Genomic DNA, 20,962 nt, shown 5'->3' with positions numbered 1-20,962 from the left:
ATTCAGGGCGTCGCAACCGTCACGGTCCGCGTGCGCGGGCCGTCGCACTCCACGAGGAGGACGGACTGCCACCGCCCGAGGTCGAGAGCGCCGTCGACGACGGGTATCGAGACGCCGTTGCCGACGAGGAGCGCGCGGAGGTGCGAGTCGGCGTTGCCGTCGAGTTCGTCGTGGTCCCAGCCGTCGTCGGGGACCACCTCGGTGAGCATCGATTCGATGTCGCCGAGCAGCCGCGATTCGGCCTCGTTGACGCAGACGCCGGTCGTCGTGTGTGTCGAGAAAACCGTACAGACGCCGTCGTATCCCCGTGGAAGCGCCGCCTCGACTTCGTCGGTCACGTCGACGACCTGAAGCCGGCGCTCGGTTCGGATATCGAAAGTCCGTCGCACGCGACGTGGTTCGTCGGCCGGGAGAAAAAGTCGCCCGGCGAGTTACAGCCAGGGGGCGCGCGACTCTTCTTCGCCGGGATAGCCGTACCCCGGTTCGGAGTCGTCGTCGGTCTCGTTCGCGTCGTCGACCAGCGCGTCGTAGTCGGCCGGGTCGGCGTCGTCGCCACCGTCGGCGACCGCCCCGTTCGCGTTAGCGTTGGGCGTGGCCGACTCGGTGGCGGAGGCGTCGTCGACGAACTCGTCGAGGTCCGCGCCGTCGGAGCCGGGGTCGAACGCGAACAGCGCGGTGACGGCGAGGACGCCGAGGGCGACGGGCGCCTGCGTCGGCATCAGGCCGAGCACGTCGAGCGCCAGCATGCCGAGGGCGACCGAGCTTCCGAAGCGGAAGAGGTCGATGTCGACGTTGCCGCGGAGCCGTGGGGCGAACAGCGCGACCGCCCCGGCGAAGCCGACGCCCGTGCCGGCCGCCGCGCCGGCGCTGAGCAGGCGCATCGGGTCGGGGGTGACGATGAGTTCGAACCCGGCGGGCTCGAAGCTCGCGACGAGGCCGAGGCCGATGATGATGCTCGGCGACGGGAGGTACTCGCCGACCTTCGAGGAGGCCGTCTTCGCCGCCACGGCGAGGATGACGAGGCCGGCGAAGCGGTGGAACACCTCGAAGTTCAGGAGCGTCTCGATGGTCTCCGCGACGGCGGCCTCGGCGACCGCGACCGGGATGAGCAGCACGCCGAGCAGGAGGATGGACGTGAGCTGCTCGCGGCGCGTGCCGTCCATCTCGGCGAGGATGACCGCGACCGTCGCCGACCCGCCGAAGATGAGCAGCCCAGTCTGGAGAATGCCCGCGACCGAGGGGTTCCCGGCGGTGGTCGTCAGCGCCCCCGCAATGATGAGCGCGGGGAAGATGCCGTCGATGAGGGGCAACCCCATGACGGTTGCGAGCAGTCGGGTGGCACCCCCTACCTGTTGCTCGAGGCGAAGGGCGACTGGGTGGCGTGAGACACTCATTCGATGTTACTGGCCGTCACCATGGCCCAAGCGGCGATACGAACGCAATTCGGACAGGGGCGTGCTGGCGCTCTGCACGCGAAGCCCATTTCGTCCGAAATTGAACTCCCGTTTAAATGTCTGCCACATCGCTGTAAAGAGAATGCCGGAGTCGGAGGTCGTTTGACCGGCAATGCGCGATGCGGCGGGACACGTGGAGTCCATACGAGATTACAATAGGACAGGAGTATTAAACGTTGTGTGGGATACGCCCGCACAGGACACGAGTATTTCTGCCTTCAGTATAAAAAGTACTGACGATTCATCGGCTATAATTTGAAATCTCGGAAATCTCGTGGTACACGTTCGTGAACATGGTGATTATTCACGATGGTCTTGCGATTCGGTACACCGTGACGGGGGGACGAACACCCCGGCGTGTCGGGGGGGCGGCGGCGTCCGTCGTTCACGGGCGTCATCACGTGCTTCGGTGGTCGTCTCGGTCGACCGGCGATGCAGAGAATACTCACGTATGTGGGTATATCGACGGTCGGGTTTGCGATACATCGACACGCCCGTGCTATCTCGCAACCCTTTTGTCGTCGCCGCAACCACGCTTGATATGGCGAACGACGTTCCTGACCGAGAACCCTTCACCGAGAAGCTACGGGTACCCGAATCCCTCACATTCGACGACGTACTGCTCCGCCCGATGGAGAGCCGCGTCGAACCCGACGACGCCGACGTGTCGACGCGCGTCTCGAAGAACGTCGAACTCAACATTCCCATCCTCTCGGCGGCGATGGACACCGTCACCGAAAGCGGGATGGCCATCGGGATGGCCCGCGAGGGCGGCCTCGGCGTGCTCCACCGCAACATGAACGCCGAGCAGATGGTCCGCGAAATCGAGCGCGTCAAACGCGCCGACAAGCTCGTCATCCGTCGCGAAGACGTGGTCACGGCCAACCCCGGCCAGACCATAAGCGAGGTCGACGAGATGATGGAGCGCGCCGGCGTCTCCGGCGCACCCGTCGTCGACGACGACGACGTGGTCCTCGGCATCATCTCCGGCACCGACATCCGCCCGTACCTCGAAGTCGGTGAGTCCGACGAGGTGGGCGAGGCCATGACGGACGAGGTCATCACGGCCGAACGCGACGTGACCGCCCGCGACGCGCTCGAACTCATGTACGACCACAAGATAGAGCGCGTCCCCATCGTCGACGACGACAGCCGCCTCGTCGGCCTCGTCACGATGCAGGGCATCCTCCAGCGCCGCGAACACGAGAACGCCGCCCGCGACGACGACGGCCGCCTCGTCTGCGGCGTCGCCGTCGGCCCGTTCGACGACGAGCGCGCGCAGATGGCCGACGACGCCGGCGCGGACGTCATCTTCATCGACTGCGCCCACGCGCACAACCTCAACGTCATCGACACCGCCCGCGACATCAAGGAGTCCGTCGAAGCGGACGTGGTCGTCGGGAACGTCGGCACGCGCGAGGCCGCGGCCGAACTCGTCGACTTCGCGGACGGCATCAAGGTCGGCATCGGCCCCGGCTCCATCTGTACGACCCGCGTCGTCTCCGGCTCCGGCATGCCCCAGATTTCGGCCGTCGCGGAAGTTGCTGACGTCGCCGCCGACCACGACATCCCCGTCATCGCCGACGGCGGCATCCGCTACTCCGGCGACGCCATCAAGGCGGTCGCCGCCGGTGCCGACGCCGTCATGCTCGGCTCCTACTTCGCCGGCACCGACGAGGCCCCCGGCCGCGTCATCACGATGAACGGCAAGAAGTACAAGCAGTACCGCGGCATGGGCTCCGTCGGCGCGATGCAGTCCGGCGGTGCCGACCGCTACCTCAAAGAGGACAACGAGGACGAGGAGTACGTCCCCGAGGGCGTCGAGGCCGCGACGCCGTACAAGGGCTCGCTCGCGTCCGAGCTCCACCAACTCGTCGGCGGTATGCAGTCCGGCATGGGCTACGTCGGTGCCGAGACCATCCCCGAGGTCAAAGAGCGCGCCCGCTTCGTCCGCGTCTCCGCCGCCGGCCAGACCGAAGGCCACCCCCACGACGTGATGATTACCGACGAAGCGCCGAATTACAGCCCGAGCGAGTAACGCGCACCCGACCGTTTCGTTTTCCCGCTGTTTCCGTCTCCTCACTGTTCTTTCTCCCCGCTCTCGGCTCGACGCCCGGAGCGAACGCGGGGCGAGAACATACGATAATTAATAGGGATGTATGTCGTGCATCTACAAGCGATGAATACCGCGGAGCTACGCACCGCACTCCGGAACGCCGGGTTGTCTCAGTATCAGGCCGAGGCGTACGTCGCGCTGCTGCAACTCGGCGCGGCGAGTGCGACCGAACTCGCCGACGCCTGCGCCGTGCCGACCGCCCGTATCTACGATGTTCTCCGCGACCTCGAAGCGAAGGGCTACATCGAGACCTACGAGCAAGACAGTCTTCACGCGCGGGCGTGCGACCCGCAATCGGTGATGGAGGACCTCAAGAGCCGCGCCGTCCAACTGGACGACGCGGCAGAGGAAATCGAGGCGCGCTGGCAACAGCCCGCGGTCGACCGGCACATGCTGAGCATCGTCAAGCGCTTCGAGACGGTGTTCAATCGGGCCGAAGAGATGATTCGAGGGGCCGACGGCGAGGTCCAACTGTCGGTCACTCCCGAGCAGTTCTACGAGCTCAAGCCGGCGCTGTCGGAGGCGTACGAGAACGGCGCGCTGGTGAAGGTCGTGCTCCACCCCGAGCGGACCGACGAGCTCGAACCACCCGCCGAACGGGAGTACCGCGGGGTCGCCACGGAGGTCAGACACCGAACCCTTCCGACGCCGTTCGTCGCCATCGTCGACCGGACGGGCGCGTGTTTCGCGCCGCACGACAACTCGGTGAACCAGTACGGCGTCCTCGTCGACGACTACACGCTGGCGTACGTCTTCCACTGGTACTTCCAGACGGCGCTGTGGGAGGTCTGGGAGGTCGTCTACGACGCGCAGACCGACGAGCCGCCGATAGTGTACTCGGACATCAGACACTTCGTACAGGACGTAGAGCCGCTCGTCCGCGACGGGAACCGAATCACCGCCCACATCGAGGGCTACGAGACCGACGAGCGCGACCCAATCGAGTTCACCGGCGAAGTGACTGACGTGTACTACACGGCGGTCTCCGCACCGACGGACGCGTTGTCGTTTTCGGAACTCGCGGGGCAGGTCTGCCTGACCGTCGAGACCGACCGGGAGACCTACACCGTCGGCGGGTGGGGCGCGGTGTTAGAGGATGTCGAGGCGAACCGCATCACCGTCGAGTCGATTTCGGGGACATCCGACAGTTAGTATCTGTTCGGTTCGCCGGAATGTATAACAACTCCGGGGGGCAATTAGTGCCCACAAGCGCGGTTTCGGACGGCGTTAGACAAGAGGTATTTTGATATACCACTGCACGACATTGAGTTTCGTGAGCGTCTCCGGAACACCACTCCACTACCAATGAGCGCAGAACAGCCACTGGTGCTCATCGTTGAAGATGAGCCTGACCTCGCCGATCTGTACGCAACCTGGCTTAGGAACGACTACGGCGTTCGTGTCGCCTACGGCGGCCGCGAGGCGCTCGATAAGCTCGACGACGAGGTTGACGTTGTTCTCCTCGACCGTCGGATGCCCGACCTCTCGGGCGACGAGGCGCTCTCGGAGATTCGAGACCGTGGCTTCGAGTGCCGCGTCGCCATGGTGACCGCGGTCGAACCCGACTTCGACATCATCGCGATGGGCTTCGACGACTACCTCGTCAAACCCGTCTCGCGCGAAGCGCTGACCGAGACCGTCTCTAACCTCATCTTGCGAAACGCCTACGACGTGGGTATCCAAGACCTGTTTTCCCTCGCGTCGAAGAAGGCGCTGTTAGAGTCGGAGAAAGACGAGGCGGCGCTGGAAGAAAACGAGGAGTACCAGCGGCTCACCGCCCGCCTGACCGAGCTCCGGCGCGAACTCGACGAGACGCTCGGGCAACTCGACGATACCGAAGGAATCTCCGCGGTGTACCGAGACATCGGCGGCGAGGCCGACATCGACAACTCCTGACCAGACCGGGCAACCGTTTCGGACGCCGACCGTCTTCTCTCGTCTCCGTTCTCGTAGCCGACGCGTAGCCCGTGCAGCGTACGGGTAGTTTGCACGCCGTTACGGGAACCGTTCGCCAGACTGACGGTTACTTGCGACACCCGCTCCGTTAATTAAGTTAATTTCATATCAGATATACACGAAAAATTATAATTTCTGCACGCGCCTTGGGGTAAGTGCACATGTCCGACGACAGCAACCAGATGGTAACGTACCTCCGCCAGAACCCCCGCATGATGGGCGTCCTGTTCACGCTCACGCTCCTGCTCTCGCAGGCCGGCAGCGTGGCGGCCGGAAACACGGGAATCATCTACGGGCCGTAATTACGCGAGGAATTCGCAATCCCAGTAGACGGTATCGTCGTAGATAACCGGAATTTGTTCTAGCGCGAGGAAGTCTCGTAGCTCCTGAGTCGATAGGTTAACCTTCGAGAGCGGTTGCGACGAGAGAAAGTACTCGGTGTTCCCCGGTAGATCAGGGATTATCAACGAACCCAGTCCGCTCCGTGATGTCGGGTACGCATTATACGCCAATTCGTAAGTGTCGCTATCGAGGGATTCGACCTCGCAGAGCACCGCGACCCCACTCTCTGCCTGGACAACTGACAGCCCGCCGTCCCCGACGACGCCGTACTGGTGTGCGACATCGCTGTCGATTCGGACCACGTCGAGCGACGCTTGGAGCGGGAACCCGCCGTTGAGCAGTCGGGCCAGCGTGCGGCCCACGCCGACCGCCTGACTGTTGATGACCTCGCTGAACGTGACGATACCGCCGATAGCGCCGGCCTCGACGAGCGCGAGTCCTTGGTCGTACGACTGGCACGCGTTGAGGAAGAACGCGCCCGTTCCGACGTGGTCGAGCGTCTCCGCGTCGACCCTGCCGTCGCGGCACTGGAAGCCGTCGTCGTCGATGTGGCCGATGTAGTGGAGGAAGTCGGTCGGCTCCGCGAGCGTCTGCCGAAGCTCCGCCCCGCTGAGGTCGTAGTGGGCGTCGACGTCGAACGACAGTCCGTCGCGCGAGCCGTACACCTCGTCGACGATGTCGGTCTCGTCGAGCATCTCGGGGTCGTTACAGACGACCGTGATACCGATATCACCCTGCGCCGGTTCGCGCTGGAGGCGGTTCCGATAGGCGGCGGGCGTGGTCTTGCTCGCGCCGACGGGCGTTCCGTCGCTAATCCACGCCTGCTCGACCGAATCGGTCGAACTGGGCTTGACGTACGTCTCGCTCGGCGTCGTCGCGCCGGCGCTCCTGACGGTCTCGGCGTCGATGTCCTCGGCGTCGGCGTCGTCTCGGAGGAAATCGTCGACGACGGCCGCCTGCACCTCCGAGTGCGGGACTTCGGTCCCGGACGGGGTCCGGACGACCGCGAGGTCGTTCGTGACGAAGGGGAGCAGTTCGACGTTGTCGGTCTGCGGCGCGACGTGCGTCGTCAGCTTCCACTCCGGGACGAGGTCGGCAATCTGGTCGTACGGAAGCTCGAAGTACGCCGCGAGCCGTTCGTCGAGCGGCGCGTCGTACAGCCCCTCGGCGTCGATATCCGTCCGCGACTCGACGGTCTGGCGCTCGTGGAGCGGCACGTCGTAGATGCCCTCCGTCCGAACGACGCAGTCGAGGAAGAACGTGCGCTTGAGCGCGCGCGACCGCCTCCTCGAACCCGTGTGGGCCGTCGAAGTCGTGGACGAACCCCCCTTCGGTGACGAGTCGGGGCGAGTCGCCGGGGACGAGCCTCGCGCCGAGATAGTACGCCAGCGGCGTCGCCACGAAGACGTGACTCAGCGTCGGCGGGAGTTCGATTCGGACGCCGGTGTCGGGGACGCGGAGTTCCGCCGGGATGTCGAGTTCGTCGCCCAGTTCGAGAAGCGGCGGGTGGCCCCGGAGCGTCGGGTACGACCGCTCGACGCTCGTGGTCTTGAGCGCGGAGCTGAACGCCGAGACGGCCTCCATCACGTCGAGCGGGTCGTCGGTCGTCGTAATCGTCGCCGCGGGGCTCTCGTGGGACGACCGCGCGCCGACGAACACCGTCTGGGACTCCTCGAACGAGAGCACGGTTTCGAGCGGCTGCGCGTCGACGGTCACTGCCCCGTCGACTCGGAGATACGTCTTGACCGCGCCGAAAAGCTCGATGCTGTACGTCGCCGCGTCGAGTTCCTCGCGACCCTGCTGGTCGACCTGTGCGAGCATCGACCCCGCCTCGTCGCGGACGCAGACGACCGTGTTCGCGGCCAACCCGATACGGTCGGTCTCGATGCGGACCGCGGCGTCCGTCGGGAGCGAGAACCGGCGTCGGTCGGTCGGCTCCGGCGCGACTGACGACGGCGTTCGAAGCATGAACTGGTGGCGTTCGATGTTGTCTCGAACGACCAACCCCGTGCCATCTGAAGGGAGCGAAAAACCGACTTCCAACGCGGAAGACGCGTCAGCCCGCTGGTCCTGCCCGGACGGTTCCATTGTGTCTACGTGACACGATTAAGGTGAAAAGCGTACTGGTCGTGCGAGATTCACGACTCCAACGGAAACCAGCCGGAGGAGGCGTCTCGCCGCCGGAGATGCCAGCGCTGGCGAGCCTCCGTGCCCTCGACGTCGAGTTCGACGACGGCGTCGAACAGCGGTTCGAGCAGCCGGGTGCGCTCGTCTTCGCGGTCCCCGGGCGACCAGACGTGGACCATCCCGTTTCGGGCGCGGACGTGGCTGGTCATGACGTGGAGGAACCGAAACACCTGGTCTCGCTGGTACCGCGAGAGGAGTGACGGCAGGCAGTCGAACGCGACGCGGAGTTCGGCCGGAGAGAGCCCGCCGGAGAGGCTGTCGAACTCGGTCACGTCGTTGGCGAGTTCCGTACCGAGCTGACCGAGACCGCCGCCAACCCGGCGCTCGTAGGTGTCCGCAGCGGTCGGCACGGCGTCGGGAGACGACGATGCCGCCGCGCTCCGTTCGAGCGTCGAGTACCGAACCACGCGCGTCCACTCTTTGGTGCGCTGGATGTCGTCGTCGAGTCGGTCGGCGAGCGGCGTCGAGTCGTTGAGAACTAACAGACGGCGTCGCGGCTCGTCGGGGGCACCGAGCATCTGTTTGGACGCGCGCGAGTAGAGTTCAGTCGGGACCGACCCGACGACCAGAAGCGCGCTCCCTCGCCGCTTGAGGTCGTCCAGTCCGAGTTGAAACGTGGACGCGTCCTCGGTCACGGCGATGTCCGTGTCACCTCCCGAATCCATTCGTATTGCACGACGAAAGCGCATTTAATAATACTTTGCGTGTTGGTCTCTCGAACTGTCCCAACGGTGGCCAGCGTCGATGACGCGCTCGGTCAGCGATATCGCGGTGCGTTTCGGCCGGTCGAGTCGTCGTGGCCGCTTCGCCCCGACGACCCGACTACTCGGCTGCGCGGACCGTCAACACGGGAACCGGCGCGGCCCGGACGACGCGCTCCGTCACGCTCCCGAGCAGCACGCGCTCGACGCCCGTCCGTCCGTGCGTCGCCATCACGATGACCTCGACGCCGTGTTCGGTCGCGTAGTCGAGGATTGCGTCGTGCGGTGCGCCCCGCCGGACGACGCCGTGCGTCTCGATACCGCGGCGTTCGCCGCGTGCTTCGACCTCGTCGACGACGCGTCGGCCCTCCCGTTCGAGCGTGTCGAGGACCGTGCCGCCGACAACACCCGCGCTGTCCCGCGTCGTGTTCACGACGAACAACACGTGTACCGTCGCGTCGAACCGCTCCGCGAGGTCGAACACGTGCGGCATCGCCTGTTCGGCCGCCGGACTCCCGTCGACGGGGAGCAGGATTTCGTCGTACATCACTGACCGTACGCGCCCCATCCGTGTGAATGCTTCGCATACTCATGGTGGCGCTCGTTCGGAAAAAAGCGGGTGACGGGGTCGAGTCGGGTTTCGCCCGGTCGATTCAGTCGCTGACGTACGCCTCGATGCGGTCCATCGCCTCGCGGAGTTCGCGCATCCCCGTCGCGTAGGAGACGCGGAGGTGGCCCGCGCCGCCCTCACCGAAGACGCTTCCCGGGACGAGCGCGACGTTCTGTTCTTCGAGGAGGCCCTCGGCGAACGCCTCGTCGTCGCCGTCGGGGGCCTCGGGGAAGACGTAGAACGCGCCTTTCGCCTCGAAGCAGTCGAGTCCCATCTCCTCGAAGCGGGCGAGGACGAACCGCCGGCGGCGGTCGTACTCGCGGCGCATCTCCTCGACGGAGTCGTCGCAGGACCGCAGCGCTTCGAGCGCCGCGTACTGCGCCGTCGTGGGCGCGGAAAGCATCGCGTACTGGTGGACCTTGTTCATCGCGTCGATGGCCCCCGGCGGCCCCATGGCGTAGCCGAGACGCAGTCCGGTCATCGCGTAGGCCTTCGAGAAGCCGTTGAACACGATGGTCCGCTCGCGCATGCCGGGGTGGGTGGCGATGGAGGCGTGGTCGTCCTCGTACCGGAGGTCGGAGTAGATCTCGTCGGAGAGCACGACGAGGTCGTGGTCCCTGACGAACGAGGCCACGTCGGCGAGTTCGTCGTCGGTCATCACCGCGCCGGTCGGGTTGTTCGGGTAGCAGAGCACCAGCACGTCGGCCTCGTCGGCCCCCGCGGCTTCGAGCGCCTCGGGCGTGAGTTTGAACTCGTCTTCGGCGCGGGTCGGCACCGGGAGCGGTTCGCCGCCGGCGAAGATGGCCCCCGGCGTGTACGAGATGTACGACGGCTGGGGAATCGCCACCACGTCGCCGGGGTTGACGAACGCCCGGAACGCGAGGTCGACGGCCTCGCTCGCGCCCGTCGTGACGATAATCTCGTCTTCGGGGTCGTACTCCTGCCCGTAGCGGGTGACGCGCTCCGAGATGGCCTCGCGGAGTTCGCGCATCCCGCGGTTCGACGTGTAGGAGGTCTTGCCGCGTTCGAGCGAGTCGATGGCGGCCGTCCGGGCGGCCCACGGCGCGGAGAAGTCGGGTTCGCCGACGCCGAGAGAGATGACGTCGTCGACCTCCTCGGCGAGTTCGAAGAACTTCCGAATGCCCGACGGCGGCACCTGTTCGACGCGGTCCGAAAGCTGGTCGCCGAGCGTCATGGCGACACTGAGAGCCGGTCGTCGTCGTCGCCGTCGCCGAGTTCGATGCCCTCCTCCTTGTAGGAGTCCATCACGAAGTGCGTGACCGTCTTCGTGACCTCGGGGATGGGGGCGATGCGCTCGGAGACGAAGTTCGAGACGGCGTGCATCGACGCGCCTTCGACCTCGATGAAGAAGTCGTAGTCGCCGGAGACTAGTCGCAGCGTGGCGACCTCGGGGAACCGCGCGATGCGGCGGGCAATCTCCTCGTAGCCCGTCTCGCGGTCGAGTTCGACGTCGACTTCGACCTGCGCGCGAACGTGTTCCTCGTCGACGCTGTTCCAGTCGACGACCGCCTGGTAGCCGCGGATGACCCCGTCGTCTTCGAGTTCTTCGAGCGCTGCTGCCACTGCTTCGGCGTCTGCGCCCAGCTGGCGGGCGATGTCATCTACGCTCTCGCGAGCGTCGTGACGCAGCAAGTCGAGCAGTGACTGCTTGTCCATGGACAGTCCGTTGCAGGCATCGGTAAAATGGTTTGCCCAACCGGGTGGAATTGTCATGTTGGTTGACACCGTTACTCACTGACGGCGGCCGCAGCCGGCGGAACACTATTCCATCGCCGGGGAAAACGTGTCAGCGATGGATACCGAGTTCGATTGGATTACCCTCGACGACGACGAAGAGGTTCTCTGGGCCGACACCCCGCACCCGTACAGCCTCGTGCCCTCCTTCATCGTCGGCGTCCCGCTGTCGTTCGTCCTCGTGGGCATCCCGCTCCTCGTCGGGTCGTATCTCTCGCACAAGAACACGAACTACGTCGTCACCTCAGACGCGCTCTACCGGAAGACGGGCGTCCTCTCCCGGAACGTCCAGCGCATCGAGTTCGACAAGGTGCAGGACACCTCTTACAGCCAGACGTTCCTCGGCGGACAGTTCGGCTACGGCTCCGTCGACATCAGCACCGCCGGCGGAAGCGGCATCGAGATGAGCTTCCAGAACGTCGCCGACCCGCAGTCGCTCCAGACGCTCGTCAACGAGCGAATCAAGCGCCGCTCCGGGTCGGAAACCGACGCAGAGGGGAAGGCGGCCGTCCTCGACGACATCCTGACCGAACTCCGCGCGATTCGGCAGGCCGTCGACGGCGAGGTCGGCGTCGCGGGCGATGATGCGGGCGACGACGCGACCGACCGAGCGGGCGACGAACCCGACGCCGTCCCCGACCCCGACGCCGCAGGCGACGACGCGCTCGAACCGAGCGACTTCGAGTTCGACGCGACGACCGACGAGCGATGACGGGCGGCGATTCGAGCAACGGGGGCTCGACTGTGGCCGAATCGTCCGAGGAAACCGTCGCGGCCATCGACGACTGGCTGGCACGCGGCGACGACGAGACCGTCCGCTGGGAGGGTCGGCCGCGGATACAGACCGTCATCCCCGCGGCCGTCGTCGGGCTCGCCGTCGTCGTCGTCGCGGCCGTCGCGGCCACCGCGAACGGCGTGTCCGAACTCGCGGTCGTCGGCCTCGTCGGCCCGTTCCTGCCCGCGTGGTCGTACCTCCGGGTCACCAACACGCGCTACGTCGTCACCGACCGGGCGCTCTACCGGAAGACGGGCGTCCTCTCTCGGACGGTCCAGCGCGTCTCGCTCGACCGCGTCCAGAACAGCGCGCTCTCGCAGGGCGTCACGGGGTCGTGGTTCGGCTACGGGACCGTCTCGGTCGAGGCCGCGGGCGGCGGCGCAATCCGGTTCGAGGACGTGGACGACCCCGGCGCTCTCCGCGACCGAATCGAGGGCCACGACGACCGCGACGAACTCCCCGGCACGGTCGAGCAGTGGGTCGCCGTCCGCGACGAGGTGCGGGCGCTCAGAGCGGCGGTAGAGCGGTAAAAAAGCGCAGGTCGGCTCGATACCGCGGCCCGGGTTCTCGTCGCGTCAGTCGTCGTCCGCCGCCGGAGCGGCGCGGCCGGGCTGTGCCGTGCCGTTGCCCGAGAAGCCGACGCCCGCGAGGACGAAGGCGAACAACACGAGCGGAGAGAGGTAGCCGAACATGTAGTACGGGGCGTACTGGAGGGTCGAGACGCCGAGGACGCCGGCCATGTACGCGCCGCCGGCGTGCCACGGGAGGAGCGCACCGGTCGGGGTCCCGGCGGACTCGATGGCTTGCGAGAGGTCCGAACTGTCGAGGCCGAACTCGTCGTAGGTGTCGCGGAGCGTCATGCCGGGGACGACGATGCTCATGTACTGCTGGGCGGTGAGCGCGTTGGTCAGCATCGCCGAGACGCCGGTGGAGGCGACGAGCAGGCGCGGGCTCCGAATACCGCGCTGGAGGCGGTGGGCGAGCACGGCGAGCACGCCGGTCTGTTCGAGCAGGCCGCCGAGCGTCAGCGCCGCGACGACGACGGCGATAGTCCACGCGGAGCCGGAGACGCCGCCGGAGGCGAGCAGGCTGTTGACGAGTTCGGAGCCGGTTTCGGGGCCGGTGCCGCTCATGAACGTCTGCCACGCCGTGACGAACGACGCGCCCTGTACGAGGATGCTCGTGAACGCGCCGGCGAACGCGCCCGCGAGGAGGACCGTCAGCGCGGGGTAGCCCGCCGCGGCGAGGCCGAACGTGACCGCGAGCGGCAGGAACGCGAGGAGCGTGATGTCGTACGAGGAGGCGAGGGCGGTCTGAATCTCGGCGATTTGGCCGGCCGGAATCGTCCCGGTGATGCCGAGGCTGAGGATGACGAAGCCGACGAGCGAGAGGCCGAACGCGACGGCCGTCCCGTTTCGCATCGCGCGGATGTGGTCGTAGAGGTCGGTGTTCGTGACGGCGGCGGCGAGGTTCGTCGTGTCCGACAGCGGCGACTGCTTGTCGCCCGCGTACGCGCCGGTGAGAATCGCGCCGGCCGTCATCGGTTCGGGGACGCCGAGCCCCGAGCCGATGCCAATGAAGGCGACGCCGAGCGTGCCGACCGCGGTCCACGACGAACCGATGGCGAAGGTGGCGATGCCGACGAGGAGCGCCGTCGCGGGCAGGAACACCTGCGGCGACAGCAGGTCGAGGCCGTAGTACATCAGCGTCGGAATCGTCCCCGCGGCGACCCACGTCGAGACGACGCCGTAGATGGTAAACAGGATGAGAATCGCCTGTAACCCCATCGCCAGACTGCGTTCGATGCCCTCGTAGAGGTCCTCCCAGGTGTAGCCCCAGACGAACCGACCGAGGAGGCCGACCAGCGCGATACTCCAGATGAGCGGGATGTGCGGGTCGAGCCCCAGCCACGCCGACCCGAGACCGAGGAAGGCGACGAGTCCGAGCACCGGAACGAGCGCCTGTTTCAGCGACGGACGCTGGTCCGGGGCGATGTCGTCGTACGACCGCGGTGTGTACCTATCAGTTCCCATCGTAGCTCAACAAATAACTTTAGAGCATAAAATTATATCGTGTTATGATTCAAGTGCATTGTTATGCAATGACGTAGTTTTAGTTGACAATATAATGCCTGACAGTAATTGTCCGGGGGGTGGTCACGGGCGGTTGCGCCGAACAGTCGCGCATTCCGATAGGTCGGTATTGCGGAACGTGTCAACAAATGGGGAAACAGACATACCGGAGGCGCGCCACGGGTCGGGCATGGCCCTCACCGAGTTCTTCTTGTTCCCCCTCGGGTTGGTCGCCCTCCTGGGGGCAGTCCCGCTCATCATCCTCTATCTGTTGCGGCCGGAGCCGGTCCGGCGCACCCTCCCGACCTTCCGGTTCCTCGCGGACGCGGCGGGGCGAAGCGCTTCGAACCCCATCTTCGACCGGCTGCTTCGGAGCCTGCTTCTCCTCATCCAACTGGTCGCGCTCGTCGCGCTCGTCGGCTCGCTGGCGACGCCGTACGTGCTGGTTCCCGAGTCGGAGACGGTCCAAGAGACCGTCCTCGTCGTGGACACGAGCGCGAGCATGGGCGTCCGCGACGGCGGCGGGACGCGATTCGACAGCGCCCTCGCCGCGGCGCGAGACGAGGTGTCCGGCACGACCTCGGTCGTTGCGGCGGGCGCGAGCGCGGACGTAGTGCTCCGCCGGGGGAGCGCGACCGACGCCCGCGCCGCCCTCGACGGCCTGCAAGCGAGCGACGCGCCGGGTGACCTGCGCTCCGCGATTACCGCCGCCGCCTCCGTCGCCGGCGAGGACGCCCGCGTCGTCGTTCTGAGCGACTTCGCGGACGACTCGCCGTGGAGCGACGCGGTCCGCGAAGCCCGCGCCCGCGGCCTCGTGGTCGAACTCCAGCAGTTCGCGGGCGGCGGCGCGGGCAACGTCGGCATCGTCGACCGGCGCTTCTCCGGCGCGAACGTCACCGTGACGGTGAAGAACTACGGCGATTCGGCGGCGACGCGGACGCTCTCGCTCGCCGGAGCCACCCGAGAGGTCCGCATGGACCCCGGTGACGTGGCGACCGCGACGCTCCCGGTCCCCGCGGGCGGCGGGCGCGTCGAACTCTCGCCGGGCGACGCCTTCCCGACCGACGACGCGCTGTACGTCGCGGCCCCCGGGGACGCCTCGGTGGACGTGCTCGTCCTCACGAACGACGAGAACCGATATCTGACGGCCGCGCTGTCGGTCATCCCCGAGGTGTCTTTGACCGTGGACAACCCGCCGACGGCCGTCTCGACGAACTACGACGTGGTTATTTACAGCAACGTCAACCCCGGTCGGCTGCTCGCGGGCAACGTCGAGGCCGGCCGCGAAATCGTCGCCGACGGCGGCGGCGTGGCGATTCAGGCCCAAGAGGAGTCGCCGAGCTACGGCGACCTGCGGCTCGTCTCGCAGGGAAGCGTCGAGACGAATCCGACCATCGGGACCGTCGAGAGCCATCCGATAACCCGCGATATCACCTTCCCGCCACCGACCGAGTACGTCGCGGGTGACCTCCGGTCCGGCCAGTCGCTCGTGAACACGACCGACGGCACCTCGCTCGTCGCCGTCGAGCGCCGCGGGGCCGGCCGCGTCCTCTACTACGGCTTCATGGAGGACAGCTCGGCGTTCAAGTACAACTACCAGTACCCCGTGTTCTGGAAGCGCTCGGTGTTCTACCTCGCCGGGCGCTCGACGCTCTCCGAGTTGAACCGGGCGACCGGCGGGTCGCTCGCGGCGGGCGCGAACCGGACCGTCGAGACGCCCGCGGGCGAGGCGACCGGCCCGGAGGTCCGCCTCGACGACGCCGGCTTCTACCGCGTCGGCGACGAGCGGTTCTCGGCGTCGCTCCTCAGCGAGGCCGAGTCCGACGTGGCCGCCGCGCCGCTTGACGGCGAGTCGGCCCCCTCGGACTACCCGACGCGGGTCGAAGAGCGCGAGGTTCCGGACCCGCTCACCGAGTGGGCCGCGCTGGTCGCGCTCGCGGCGACGATGGTCGAGTTGGCCTACCTGCGCCGGCGGGGTGACCTCTGATGGCGGCGCTCGGGTCGGCGTCGGCCGTCCTGCCCGCGCTCGACGCTGTCGCCGCCACGACTCCCGCCGCCGCGACGACGCCCCTCGCGTGGACGGTCGAGGCCGCCGGGCGGACGCTCGGCCTCCAGCGCCCGCTGTTCCTCGTCGCGCTCCCGGTGGCCGCGCTCCTCGCGTGGGCGCTCATCTTCCGCGGGGCCGACGGGACCGCAGGCGGGCGCTCCCGGCGGCTCCTGTTTGCGTCCCGGCTTCTCGTCGTCGTCCTCTTGGTCGTCGCGGCCGCGGGACCGTACACCGTCGCGACCCGGATGACCGACGGCGACCCGCAGGTGACGCTCCTCGTCGACGACTCCGACAGCATGGCCGTCACCGAGGACGTGGCGTCGCAGCTCGCGTCGGACATCGAGGACGAAGGCGTCCCCGTCACCACCTCGACCGTTGCCCGCGGCGGGTCGTCGCCCATCGGTGACGCCGTCGCGGCAAACCTCAGGCCGAACGGGACGGTCGTCCTCGTCTCCGACGGGCAGGTCACCTCGGGGCGGAGCCTCGCGTCCGCGACGACGCTCGCCCGCGACCTCAACGCGACCGTGAGCGCGGTCGGGGTCGAACCGACCGAGACCGAACAGTACGTCACCGTCAGCGGCCCGTCGAAGACCAGCGTCGGCGTCGAGAACGCGTTCCTCGCGCAGGTCGACGGGGTCGTTCCCGAGGGCGCCGAGGGCGCGACCGTCGAACTCGTCGTGGACGTCGACGGCGAGGAAGTCGCCCGCGAGGTGGTCAACACCACCGGCGGCGTCGAGTTCTCCCAGACGTTCGAGACCACCGGGACCCACCGCGTCACCGCTCGCATCGAGAGCGACGACCGCTTCCAGACGAACGACGTGTTCCGCAAGACGGTCCGCGTGGTCGAGCCCCCGCGGGTGCTGTACGTCTCCCGCGGCGACTACCCGTTCGGCGACTACCTCTCGCAGCTGTACGACGTGGAGACCGCCGAGACCGTCCCCGCGGACCTCTCGTCGTACCACGCCGTCGTCCTCCAGGACCTCCGCGCCGAGGACGTGGGCAACACCGACTCGCTCCAGCGGTTCGTCATCGACGGCGGCGGCCTGCTGACCGTCGGCGGGCGCAACGCGTTCGAAAACGGCGGTTACGACGGGTCGAGCCTCGCGTCGATGCTGCCGGTCACGACCGGCGAGGGCGCGTCCCAGCAGACGAACCTCGTCTTCGCCATCGACGTCTCCGGCAGCGCGGAAAGCGGGATGCGCGTCCAGAAATCGGTCGCGCTCGACGCGCTCGACCAACTCGGCGACGAGAACCGGGTCGGCATCGTCGGCTTCAACTACCGCGCCTACGACGTCGCGCCGCTCCGCCCGCTCGGGCCGAACCGCGAGTCGGCCGCCGACCTCATCCGTCGCCTCGAGTCCGGCGGCGCGACCGACATCGCCGTCGGCCTCGACGGCGCGGCTCAGCAGCTCGGCGACAGGCGCGGGACGATTATCCTCATCAGCGACGGGCACGACCGGTTCCAAGACGCCGCGACGCTCGCGGACCAACTCGGTCGCGACGGGGTCAGCGTCATCACCATCGGGACCGGGCCGAACCCGAACGAACGGACCCTCCGAGCCATCGCGCGGGCGTCCGGCGGGAACTACCTCAGAGCCGACGAGACCGACCGGCTCCGCATCCTCTTCGGCGGGTCGAACCGCCAGTACGCCGGCGACGGCCTCACGGTCGTCGACCAGAACGACTTCGTCACCGCCGGGGTGGAGCTGACCGCGAACCCCGGCAGCGTCAACGACGTGTCGGTCAGGAGCGGCGCGAACTTCCTCGTCGCGGCCGACGACGGCACTCCCGCGGTCGCGTCGTGGCGCTACGGGCTCGGTCGCGTCGCCACCGTCACCACTTACGCGGGCGACGGCACGCTCGACGGCCTGCTCCAAAGTCCCGACTCGCTCCTGCTCACCAAGTCCACGAACTACGTCATCGGTGACCCCGAGCGGAAGGCGTCCGGCGTCGCCGAGGTGTCGGACACCCGGGTCGACCAGTCGACGACCGTCGTCTACCGCGGCGGCGAGCGCCCGCGGGGCGTCGAGGGACTGCGCTTTTCGGCGGTCAGCCCCGGCGTCTACGAGGCGACGGTCGTCCCCACCGAGACGGGCTATCGGGACGTGCTCGACACCGCCTTCGCCGTGAACTACCCCGTCGAGCACGCCGGGTTCGGCCGGCCGGCCGCGCTCGAAGCCGCCGTCTCCGACAGCGGCGGGACGATGTACGGCCCCAACGACGCGGCCGAAATCGCGGCCTCAGCCCGCGACAACGCCGCCGGCGTCCAACCCGTGCGCGACGACTGGGCGGTCGCGTTCGTCGCCGCCGCGTTCCTCCTGTATCTCATCGAGGTACTCGCCCGGCGTGTTCAAGTGTATCGGGGTCGAACGCAAAGTGAAGGTGGTCTGATATGAGTGCCCTGGGTCGGTCCCTGAACCTCGGTCTCGTCGTCATCGTCGTCCTCCTCACCGCCGGTGCCGTCGGCGCGACGATGTTCTACCAGTACTCGGTCGATTCGCTCGACCAACAGAACGAGCAGTTGCGCGAGCGAAACGCGGCGCTCGAAGAGAACCTTTCGCAAAGCCGACAGAACCTGTCGGCGACGCGGACGGAGCTACGGGAGCTGAACGACAGCCTCGAACGCACCCGAGGTGACGTGTCACAGGTCTCCGACAGCCTCGAAGACACGGAGTCACAGCTGTCGTCGACGCAAAACGAGCTGTCGTCGACGCGGGACGAACTCCAAGAGACCGAAAGCAACCTCGAAGACGCCCGGAGCCGAATCAGCGAACTCACGGCGACGCTCGACGACCTCGAAGAACAGCGCAACCGCCTCGAAAACCAGATTGACGACCTCGAAACGGATAACGAGGAGCTCGAAGCGACGAACGACCGACTGGAGAACCAGATTGATTCGCTCCAGTCGGAGGTCTCCCGCCTCGAAGACCGGGTCGACGAACTCCGGGCCGAACTCCGGCAAGCCTGTGCCGGCTACCAAGACGGCAACCAACCGGCGGTGTGTAGCGATGTCTGAAACGACCCCCGACGACGCCGCCGCAGACGAGAGAGGTTCGCCCGACGACGCGGGAGCCGCTCGCCGCGAGGAGATGGCCGACGCCGTGAGCGAGGTTCGCCGGGAGGCCGCGAAGGCCGCCGTCGTTTCCAGCGTCGTCGACGCCGCGGTGGCGACGCTGTTGGCGAACGTCGCGTTCCGGGTCGTCGAACTCCCCGTCCGGTCGTCGGTGTCGCTCGGCTTCCTCCCGCGGGTGGACCCGGCCGTCTCGGTCCACGTCGGCGTCCCGCTCGCCCTCGCGGTGGGCCTCCTCGTCGGCGTCGCGGAGTACCTCATCCTGATGCGGGTGCCGGCGGTCGAGCAGTTCGAGGAAGTGAACCCGTCGGTCGCCGAGGCGCTGCGGACCGCCCGCGACCTCGTCGCCGACGACGGGAACCCGAACCGCGACTCGCGCATGTCGGTCGCGCTCTACGACGACGTGCTGGCCCGCCTTCGGGAGTCGTCGTCGGTGGAACTGCTGCCGACCCGCCGCATCGTCGGCGCGCTGCTCGTCGCGTTGCTCCTCTCGGCGGGGAGCATCCAGGTCGCCATCTCGGACATCCAGTTCGAGGGACTCGCCGGCGAGACCACCCCGTCGGGCGACCTCCCCGACGCGTCCGACGACGAGACGCGGCTTCAAAACGGCAGTTCCATCCTCGGTGACCCCGAGGACGTGGCCGCCGGGTCGGAGCAGTTGAACGCCACCGTCGCCGGAACCGGCGGCAGCGGCGACGGCGACGGACCGGAGTCGGCGGCAGCGGCCTACGACTCGACCGGGTACGGCGGCGACAGCGCCGTCGAGAGCCAGCGCGCCGGCTATCTCGCCGACGACACGCTCGAAGAGGCCGACCTGATTCGCGACTACACCTTAGAGATACGAGAGAACGAAGATGAGTGACAACCCAGACCGATTCGGAGACGACGGACAGCGAACCGCGGTCGACGGCGACGCCGCGGTCCCGACGGACGACGACCTCAGCATCGAGGAACTCCAAGCGAGCGTCGGCGCGGTCAGAGACGAGGTCGGAAAGCGCATCATCGGCCAGCACGACGTGGTCGAGCGACTCCTCGTCTGCGTCCTCTGCGACGGCAACGCGCTGCTCGAATCGAACCCCGGACTGGGGAAGACGACGCTCGTGCGAGCCCTCTCGGACGCGACGGACCTGGGGTTCTCGCGCGTGCAGAACACGCCCGACCTGATGCCCTCGGACATCACGGGCACCGAGATCATCCGCGAGACGCCGGAGGGCCGCGACTTCGTGTTCGAGCGCGGCCCCATCTTCGCCAACGTCGTCCTCGCCGACGAGATAAACCGCGCGACGCCGAAGACGCAGGCCGCGCTCCTCGAAGCCATGCAGGAAAAGCAGGTGACCGCCGCGGGCGAGACCTACGAGCTTCCGGACCCGTTTTTCGTCCTCGCCACGCAGAACCCAATCGACCAGGGCGGCACCTACCCGCTGCCGGAGGCGCAGACCGACCGCTTCCTGATGAAGATTCTCGTCGACTACCCCGAGTTCGACGAGGAGCGGACCATCGTCAAGCAGTACGCCGAGGGCGGCGAGTCGCCCGAGGTCGAGCGCGTCCTGCCGCGGACGCACCTGCTCGCCGCGCAGCAACTCGTCCGGCAGGTGCCCATCTCCGACGACATCCGCAACCGGACTATCGAACTGGTCCGCAGCACTCGCGAGGACGAGCAGGTCGAGTTCGGCGCGAGCCCCCGCGCGAGCATGGCGCTCGTGCTCGCCGCGAAGGCGCGGGCGTTCGTCCACGGGCGCACTCACGTCTCGTGGGAGGACGTGGTCGAGATGGCCCCGCCGGTCATCAGACACCGCATCATCCTCGACTTCCGGGCGGAGCGCGAGGGACTCGACCCCGACGACGTGATTCAACGGCTGTTGAACGAGTGACCGAGC

The 20,962-nt window shown here is 67.4% G+C and carries 19 protein-coding genes and 1 pseudogene; 11 read left to right on the top strand and 9 right to left on the bottom strand.

The annotated features are described in order from the left end of the window. Nucleotides 1-2: 2 nt before the first annotated feature. From HVO_RS10835 to HVO_RS10825, 3 genes are all read right to left on the bottom strand, one after another. Nucleotides 3-389 (bottom strand): secondary thiamine-phosphate synthase enzyme YjbQ, encoded by a 387-nt coding sequence (locus HVO_RS10835; RefSeq protein ID WP_004043663.1) that lies wholly within the window; start codon nt 387-389, stop codon nt 3-5. Nucleotides 390-431: 42 nt separating this feature from the next. Further along, entirely contained in the window at nt 432-1,316 is an 885-nt protein-coding gene (locus HVO_RS10830) for a DUF5794 domain-containing protein (RefSeq protein WP_004043664.1), read from the bottom strand. Between the two features lie 84 nt (nt 1,317-1,400). Then, nucleotides 1,401-1,598: a hypothetical protein gene (locus HVO_RS10825; RefSeq protein WP_013035350.1), complete on the bottom strand. Its 198-nt coding sequence runs from the start codon at nt 1,596-1,598 to the stop codon at nt 1,401-1,403. Between the two features lie 397 nt (nt 1,599-1,995). Between HVO_RS10825 and guaB the strand changes: the two genes are divergently transcribed. The 4 genes from guaB to HVO_RS20920 all read left to right on the top strand — a co-directional run bounded on the left by guaB (nt 1,996) and on the right by HVO_RS20920 (nt 5,828). Then, nucleotides 1,996-3,492: an IMP dehydrogenase gene (gene guaB / locus HVO_RS10820; protein ID WP_004043665.1), complete on the top strand. Its 1,497-nt coding sequence runs from the start codon at nt 1,996-1,998 to the stop codon at nt 3,490-3,492. Nucleotides 3,493-3,633: 141 nt separating this feature from the next. Further along, complete coding sequence (locus HVO_RS10815; protein ID WP_004043666.1) at nt 3,634-4,722, top strand: TrmB family transcriptional regulator; 1,089 nt, start codon at nt 3,634-3,636, stop codon at nt 4,720-4,722. Nucleotides 4,723-4,875: 153 nt separating this feature from the next. Continuing rightward, nucleotides 4,876-5,466 carry a HalX domain-containing protein gene (locus tag HVO_RS10810; protein WP_004043667.1) on the top strand — a complete coding sequence of 197 codons (591 nt, stop codon included), beginning with the start codon at nt 4,876-4,878 and terminating at the stop codon, nt 5,464-5,466. 221 nt (nt 5,467-5,687) lie between these two features. Then, nucleotides 5,688-5,828 (top strand): DUF7503 family protein, encoded by a 141-nt coding sequence (locus HVO_RS20920; RefSeq protein ID WP_004043668.1) that lies wholly within the window; start codon nt 5,688-5,690, stop codon nt 5,826-5,828. Here the strand turns inward: HVO_RS20920 and HVO_RS10805 are convergent. From HVO_RS10805 to HVO_RS10785, 5 genes and pseudogenes are all read right to left on the bottom strand, one after another. Beyond that, a pseudogene (locus tag HVO_RS10805) lies at nt 5,829-7,872 on the bottom strand (hypothetical protein). Between the two features lie 134 nt (nt 7,873-8,006). Beyond that, complete coding sequence (locus HVO_RS10800; RefSeq protein WP_004043671.1) at nt 8,007-8,720, bottom strand: DUF7504 family protein; 714 nt, start codon at nt 8,718-8,720, stop codon at nt 8,007-8,009. A gap of 157 nt (nt 8,721-8,877) precedes the next feature. Continuing rightward, nucleotides 8,878-9,303: a universal stress protein gene (locus HVO_RS10795; RefSeq protein ID WP_004043672.1), complete on the bottom strand. Its 426-nt coding sequence runs from the start codon at nt 9,301-9,303 to the stop codon at nt 8,878-8,880. Between the two features lie 106 nt (nt 9,304-9,409). Continuing rightward, complete coding sequence (locus HVO_RS10790; protein ID WP_004043673.1) at nt 9,410-10,561, bottom strand: pyridoxal phosphate-dependent aminotransferase; 1,152 nt, start codon at nt 10,559-10,561, stop codon at nt 9,410-9,412. Then, complete coding sequence (locus HVO_RS10785) at nt 10,558-11,043, bottom strand: Lrp/AsnC family transcriptional regulator (protein WP_004043674.1); 486 nt, start codon at nt 11,041-11,043, stop codon at nt 10,558-10,560. The genes HVO_RS10790 and HVO_RS10785 overlap by 4 nt, the downstream gene beginning before the upstream one ends. 136 nt (nt 11,044-11,179) lie before the next feature. Here HVO_RS10785 and HVO_RS10780 point away from each other — a divergent pair, with 136 nt between their 5' ends. Together HVO_RS10780 and HVO_RS10775 are read left to right on the top strand one after the other, a co-directional pair. After that, on the top strand, nt 11,180-11,833 hold the full coding sequence (locus HVO_RS10780; RefSeq protein ID WP_004043675.1) for a PH domain-containing protein: 654 nt from the start codon (nt 11,180-11,182) through the stop codon (nt 11,831-11,833). After that, a complete protein-coding gene (locus HVO_RS10775; RefSeq protein WP_004043676.1) occupies nt 11,830-12,426 on the top strand; it encodes a PH domain-containing protein in 597 nt (198 codons plus the stop codon). Before HVO_RS10780 ends, HVO_RS10775 begins: the two co-directional genes overlap by 4 nt. A gap of 45 nt (nt 12,427-12,471) precedes the next feature. On the opposite strand, the gene arcD is transcribed toward HVO_RS10775, so the two are convergent. Further along, nucleotides 12,472-13,929 (bottom strand): arginine/ornithine antiporter ArcD, encoded by a 1,458-nt coding sequence (gene arcD / locus HVO_RS10770; protein WP_004043677.1) that lies wholly within the window; start codon nt 13,927-13,929, stop codon nt 12,472-12,474. 229 nt (nt 13,930-14,158) lie between these two features. On the opposite strand from arcD, the gene HVO_RS10765 reads away from it, so the two are divergent. From HVO_RS10765 to HVO_RS10745, 5 genes are read left to right on the top strand one after another with little or no spacing between them, the layout of a single operon-like run. Next, on the top strand, nt 14,159-15,955 hold the full coding sequence (locus HVO_RS10765) for a vWA domain-containing protein (protein ID WP_004043678.1): 1,797 nt from the start codon (nt 14,159-14,161) through the stop codon (nt 15,953-15,955). Beyond that, a complete protein-coding gene (locus tag HVO_RS10760) occupies nt 15,955-18,411 on the top strand; it encodes a vWA domain-containing protein (protein ID WP_004043679.1) in 2,457 nt (818 codons plus the stop codon). Before HVO_RS10765 ends, HVO_RS10760 begins: the two co-directional genes overlap by 1 nt. Beyond that, nucleotides 18,408-19,031 carry a hypothetical protein gene (locus HVO_RS10755; protein WP_004043680.1) on the top strand — a complete coding sequence of 208 codons (624 nt, stop codon included), beginning with the start codon at nt 18,408-18,410 and terminating at the stop codon, nt 19,029-19,031. The genes HVO_RS10760 and HVO_RS10755 overlap by 4 nt, the downstream gene beginning before the upstream one ends. After that, entirely contained in the window at nt 19,024-19,947 is a 924-nt protein-coding gene (locus tag HVO_RS10750) for a DUF7502 family protein (RefSeq protein ID WP_004043681.1), read from the top strand. The genes HVO_RS10755 and HVO_RS10750 overlap by 8 nt, the downstream gene beginning before the upstream one ends. Continuing rightward, nucleotides 19,940-20,956 carry an AAA family ATPase gene (locus tag HVO_RS10745; RefSeq protein WP_004043682.1) on the top strand — a complete coding sequence of 339 codons (1,017 nt, stop codon included), beginning with the start codon at nt 19,940-19,942 and terminating at the stop codon, nt 20,954-20,956. Before HVO_RS10750 ends, HVO_RS10745 begins: the two co-directional genes overlap by 8 nt. Nucleotides 20,957-20,962: the final 6 nt, after the last annotated feature.

The organism is Haloferax volcanii DS2, assembly GCF_000025685.1.
GTDB lineage: Archaea > Halobacteriota > Halobacteria > Halobacteriales > Haloferacaceae > Haloferax > Haloferax volcanii.
Note: the sequence above shows the minus strand (reverse complement) of the source record. Positions and strands in the feature narration are given on the sequence as shown.

Coding starts and splice junctions, on each gene's coding strand:
- HVO_RS10830 (WP_004043664.1), bottom strand. CDS start 1,316: ATGGGGTTGCCCCTCATCGACGGCATCTTCCCCGCGCTCATCATTGCG.
- HVO_RS10825 (WP_013035350.1), bottom strand. CDS start 1,598: ATGGACTCCACGTGTCCCGCCGCATCGCGCATTGCCGGTCAAACGACC.
- guaB (WP_004043665.1), top strand. CDS start 1,996: ATGGCGAACGACGTTCCTGACCGAGAACCCTTCACCGAGAAGCTACGG.
- HVO_RS10815 (WP_004043666.1), top strand. CDS start 3,634: ATGAATACCGCGGAGCTACGCACCGCACTCCGGAACGCCGGGTTGTCT.
- HVO_RS10810 (WP_004043667.1), top strand. CDS start 4,876: ATGAGCGCAGAACAGCCACTGGTGCTCATCGTTGAAGATGAGCCTGAC.
- HVO_RS20920 (WP_004043668.1), top strand. CDS start 5,688: ATGTCCGACGACAGCAACCAGATGGTAACGTACCTCCGCCAGAACCCC.
- HVO_RS10800 (WP_004043671.1), bottom strand. CDS start 8,720: ATGGATTCGGGAGGTGACACGGACATCGCCGTGACCGAGGACGCGTCC.
- HVO_RS10795 (WP_004043672.1), bottom strand. CDS start 9,303: ATGTACGACGAAATCCTGCTCCCCGTCGACGGGAGTCCGGCGGCCGAA.
- HVO_RS10790 (WP_004043673.1), bottom strand. CDS start 10,561: ATGACGCTCGGCGACCAGCTTTCGGACCGCGTCGAACAGGTGCCGCCG.
- HVO_RS10785 (WP_004043674.1), bottom strand. CDS start 11,043: ATGGACAAGCAGTCACTGCTCGACTTGCTGCGTCACGACGCTCGCGAG.
- HVO_RS10780 (WP_004043675.1), top strand. CDS start 11,180: ATGGATACCGAGTTCGATTGGATTACCCTCGACGACGACGAAGAGGTT.
- HVO_RS10775 (WP_004043676.1), top strand. CDS start 11,830: ATGACGGGCGGCGATTCGAGCAACGGGGGCTCGACTGTGGCCGAATCG.
- arcD (WP_004043677.1), bottom strand. CDS start 13,929: ATGGGAACTGATAGGTACACACCGCGGTCGTACGACGACATCGCCCCG.
- HVO_RS10765 (WP_004043678.1), top strand. CDS start 14,159: ATGGCCCTCACCGAGTTCTTCTTGTTCCCCCTCGGGTTGGTCGCCCTC.
- HVO_RS10760 (WP_004043679.1), top strand. CDS start 15,955: ATGGCGGCGCTCGGGTCGGCGTCGGCCGTCCTGCCCGCGCTCGACGCT.
- HVO_RS10755 (WP_004043680.1), top strand. CDS start 18,408: ATGAGTGCCCTGGGTCGGTCCCTGAACCTCGGTCTCGTCGTCATCGTC.
- HVO_RS10750 (WP_004043681.1), top strand. CDS start 19,024: ATGTCTGAAACGACCCCCGACGACGCCGCCGCAGACGAGAGAGGTTCG.
- HVO_RS10745 (WP_004043682.1), top strand. CDS start 19,940: ATGAGTGACAACCCAGACCGATTCGGAGACGACGGACAGCGAACCGCG.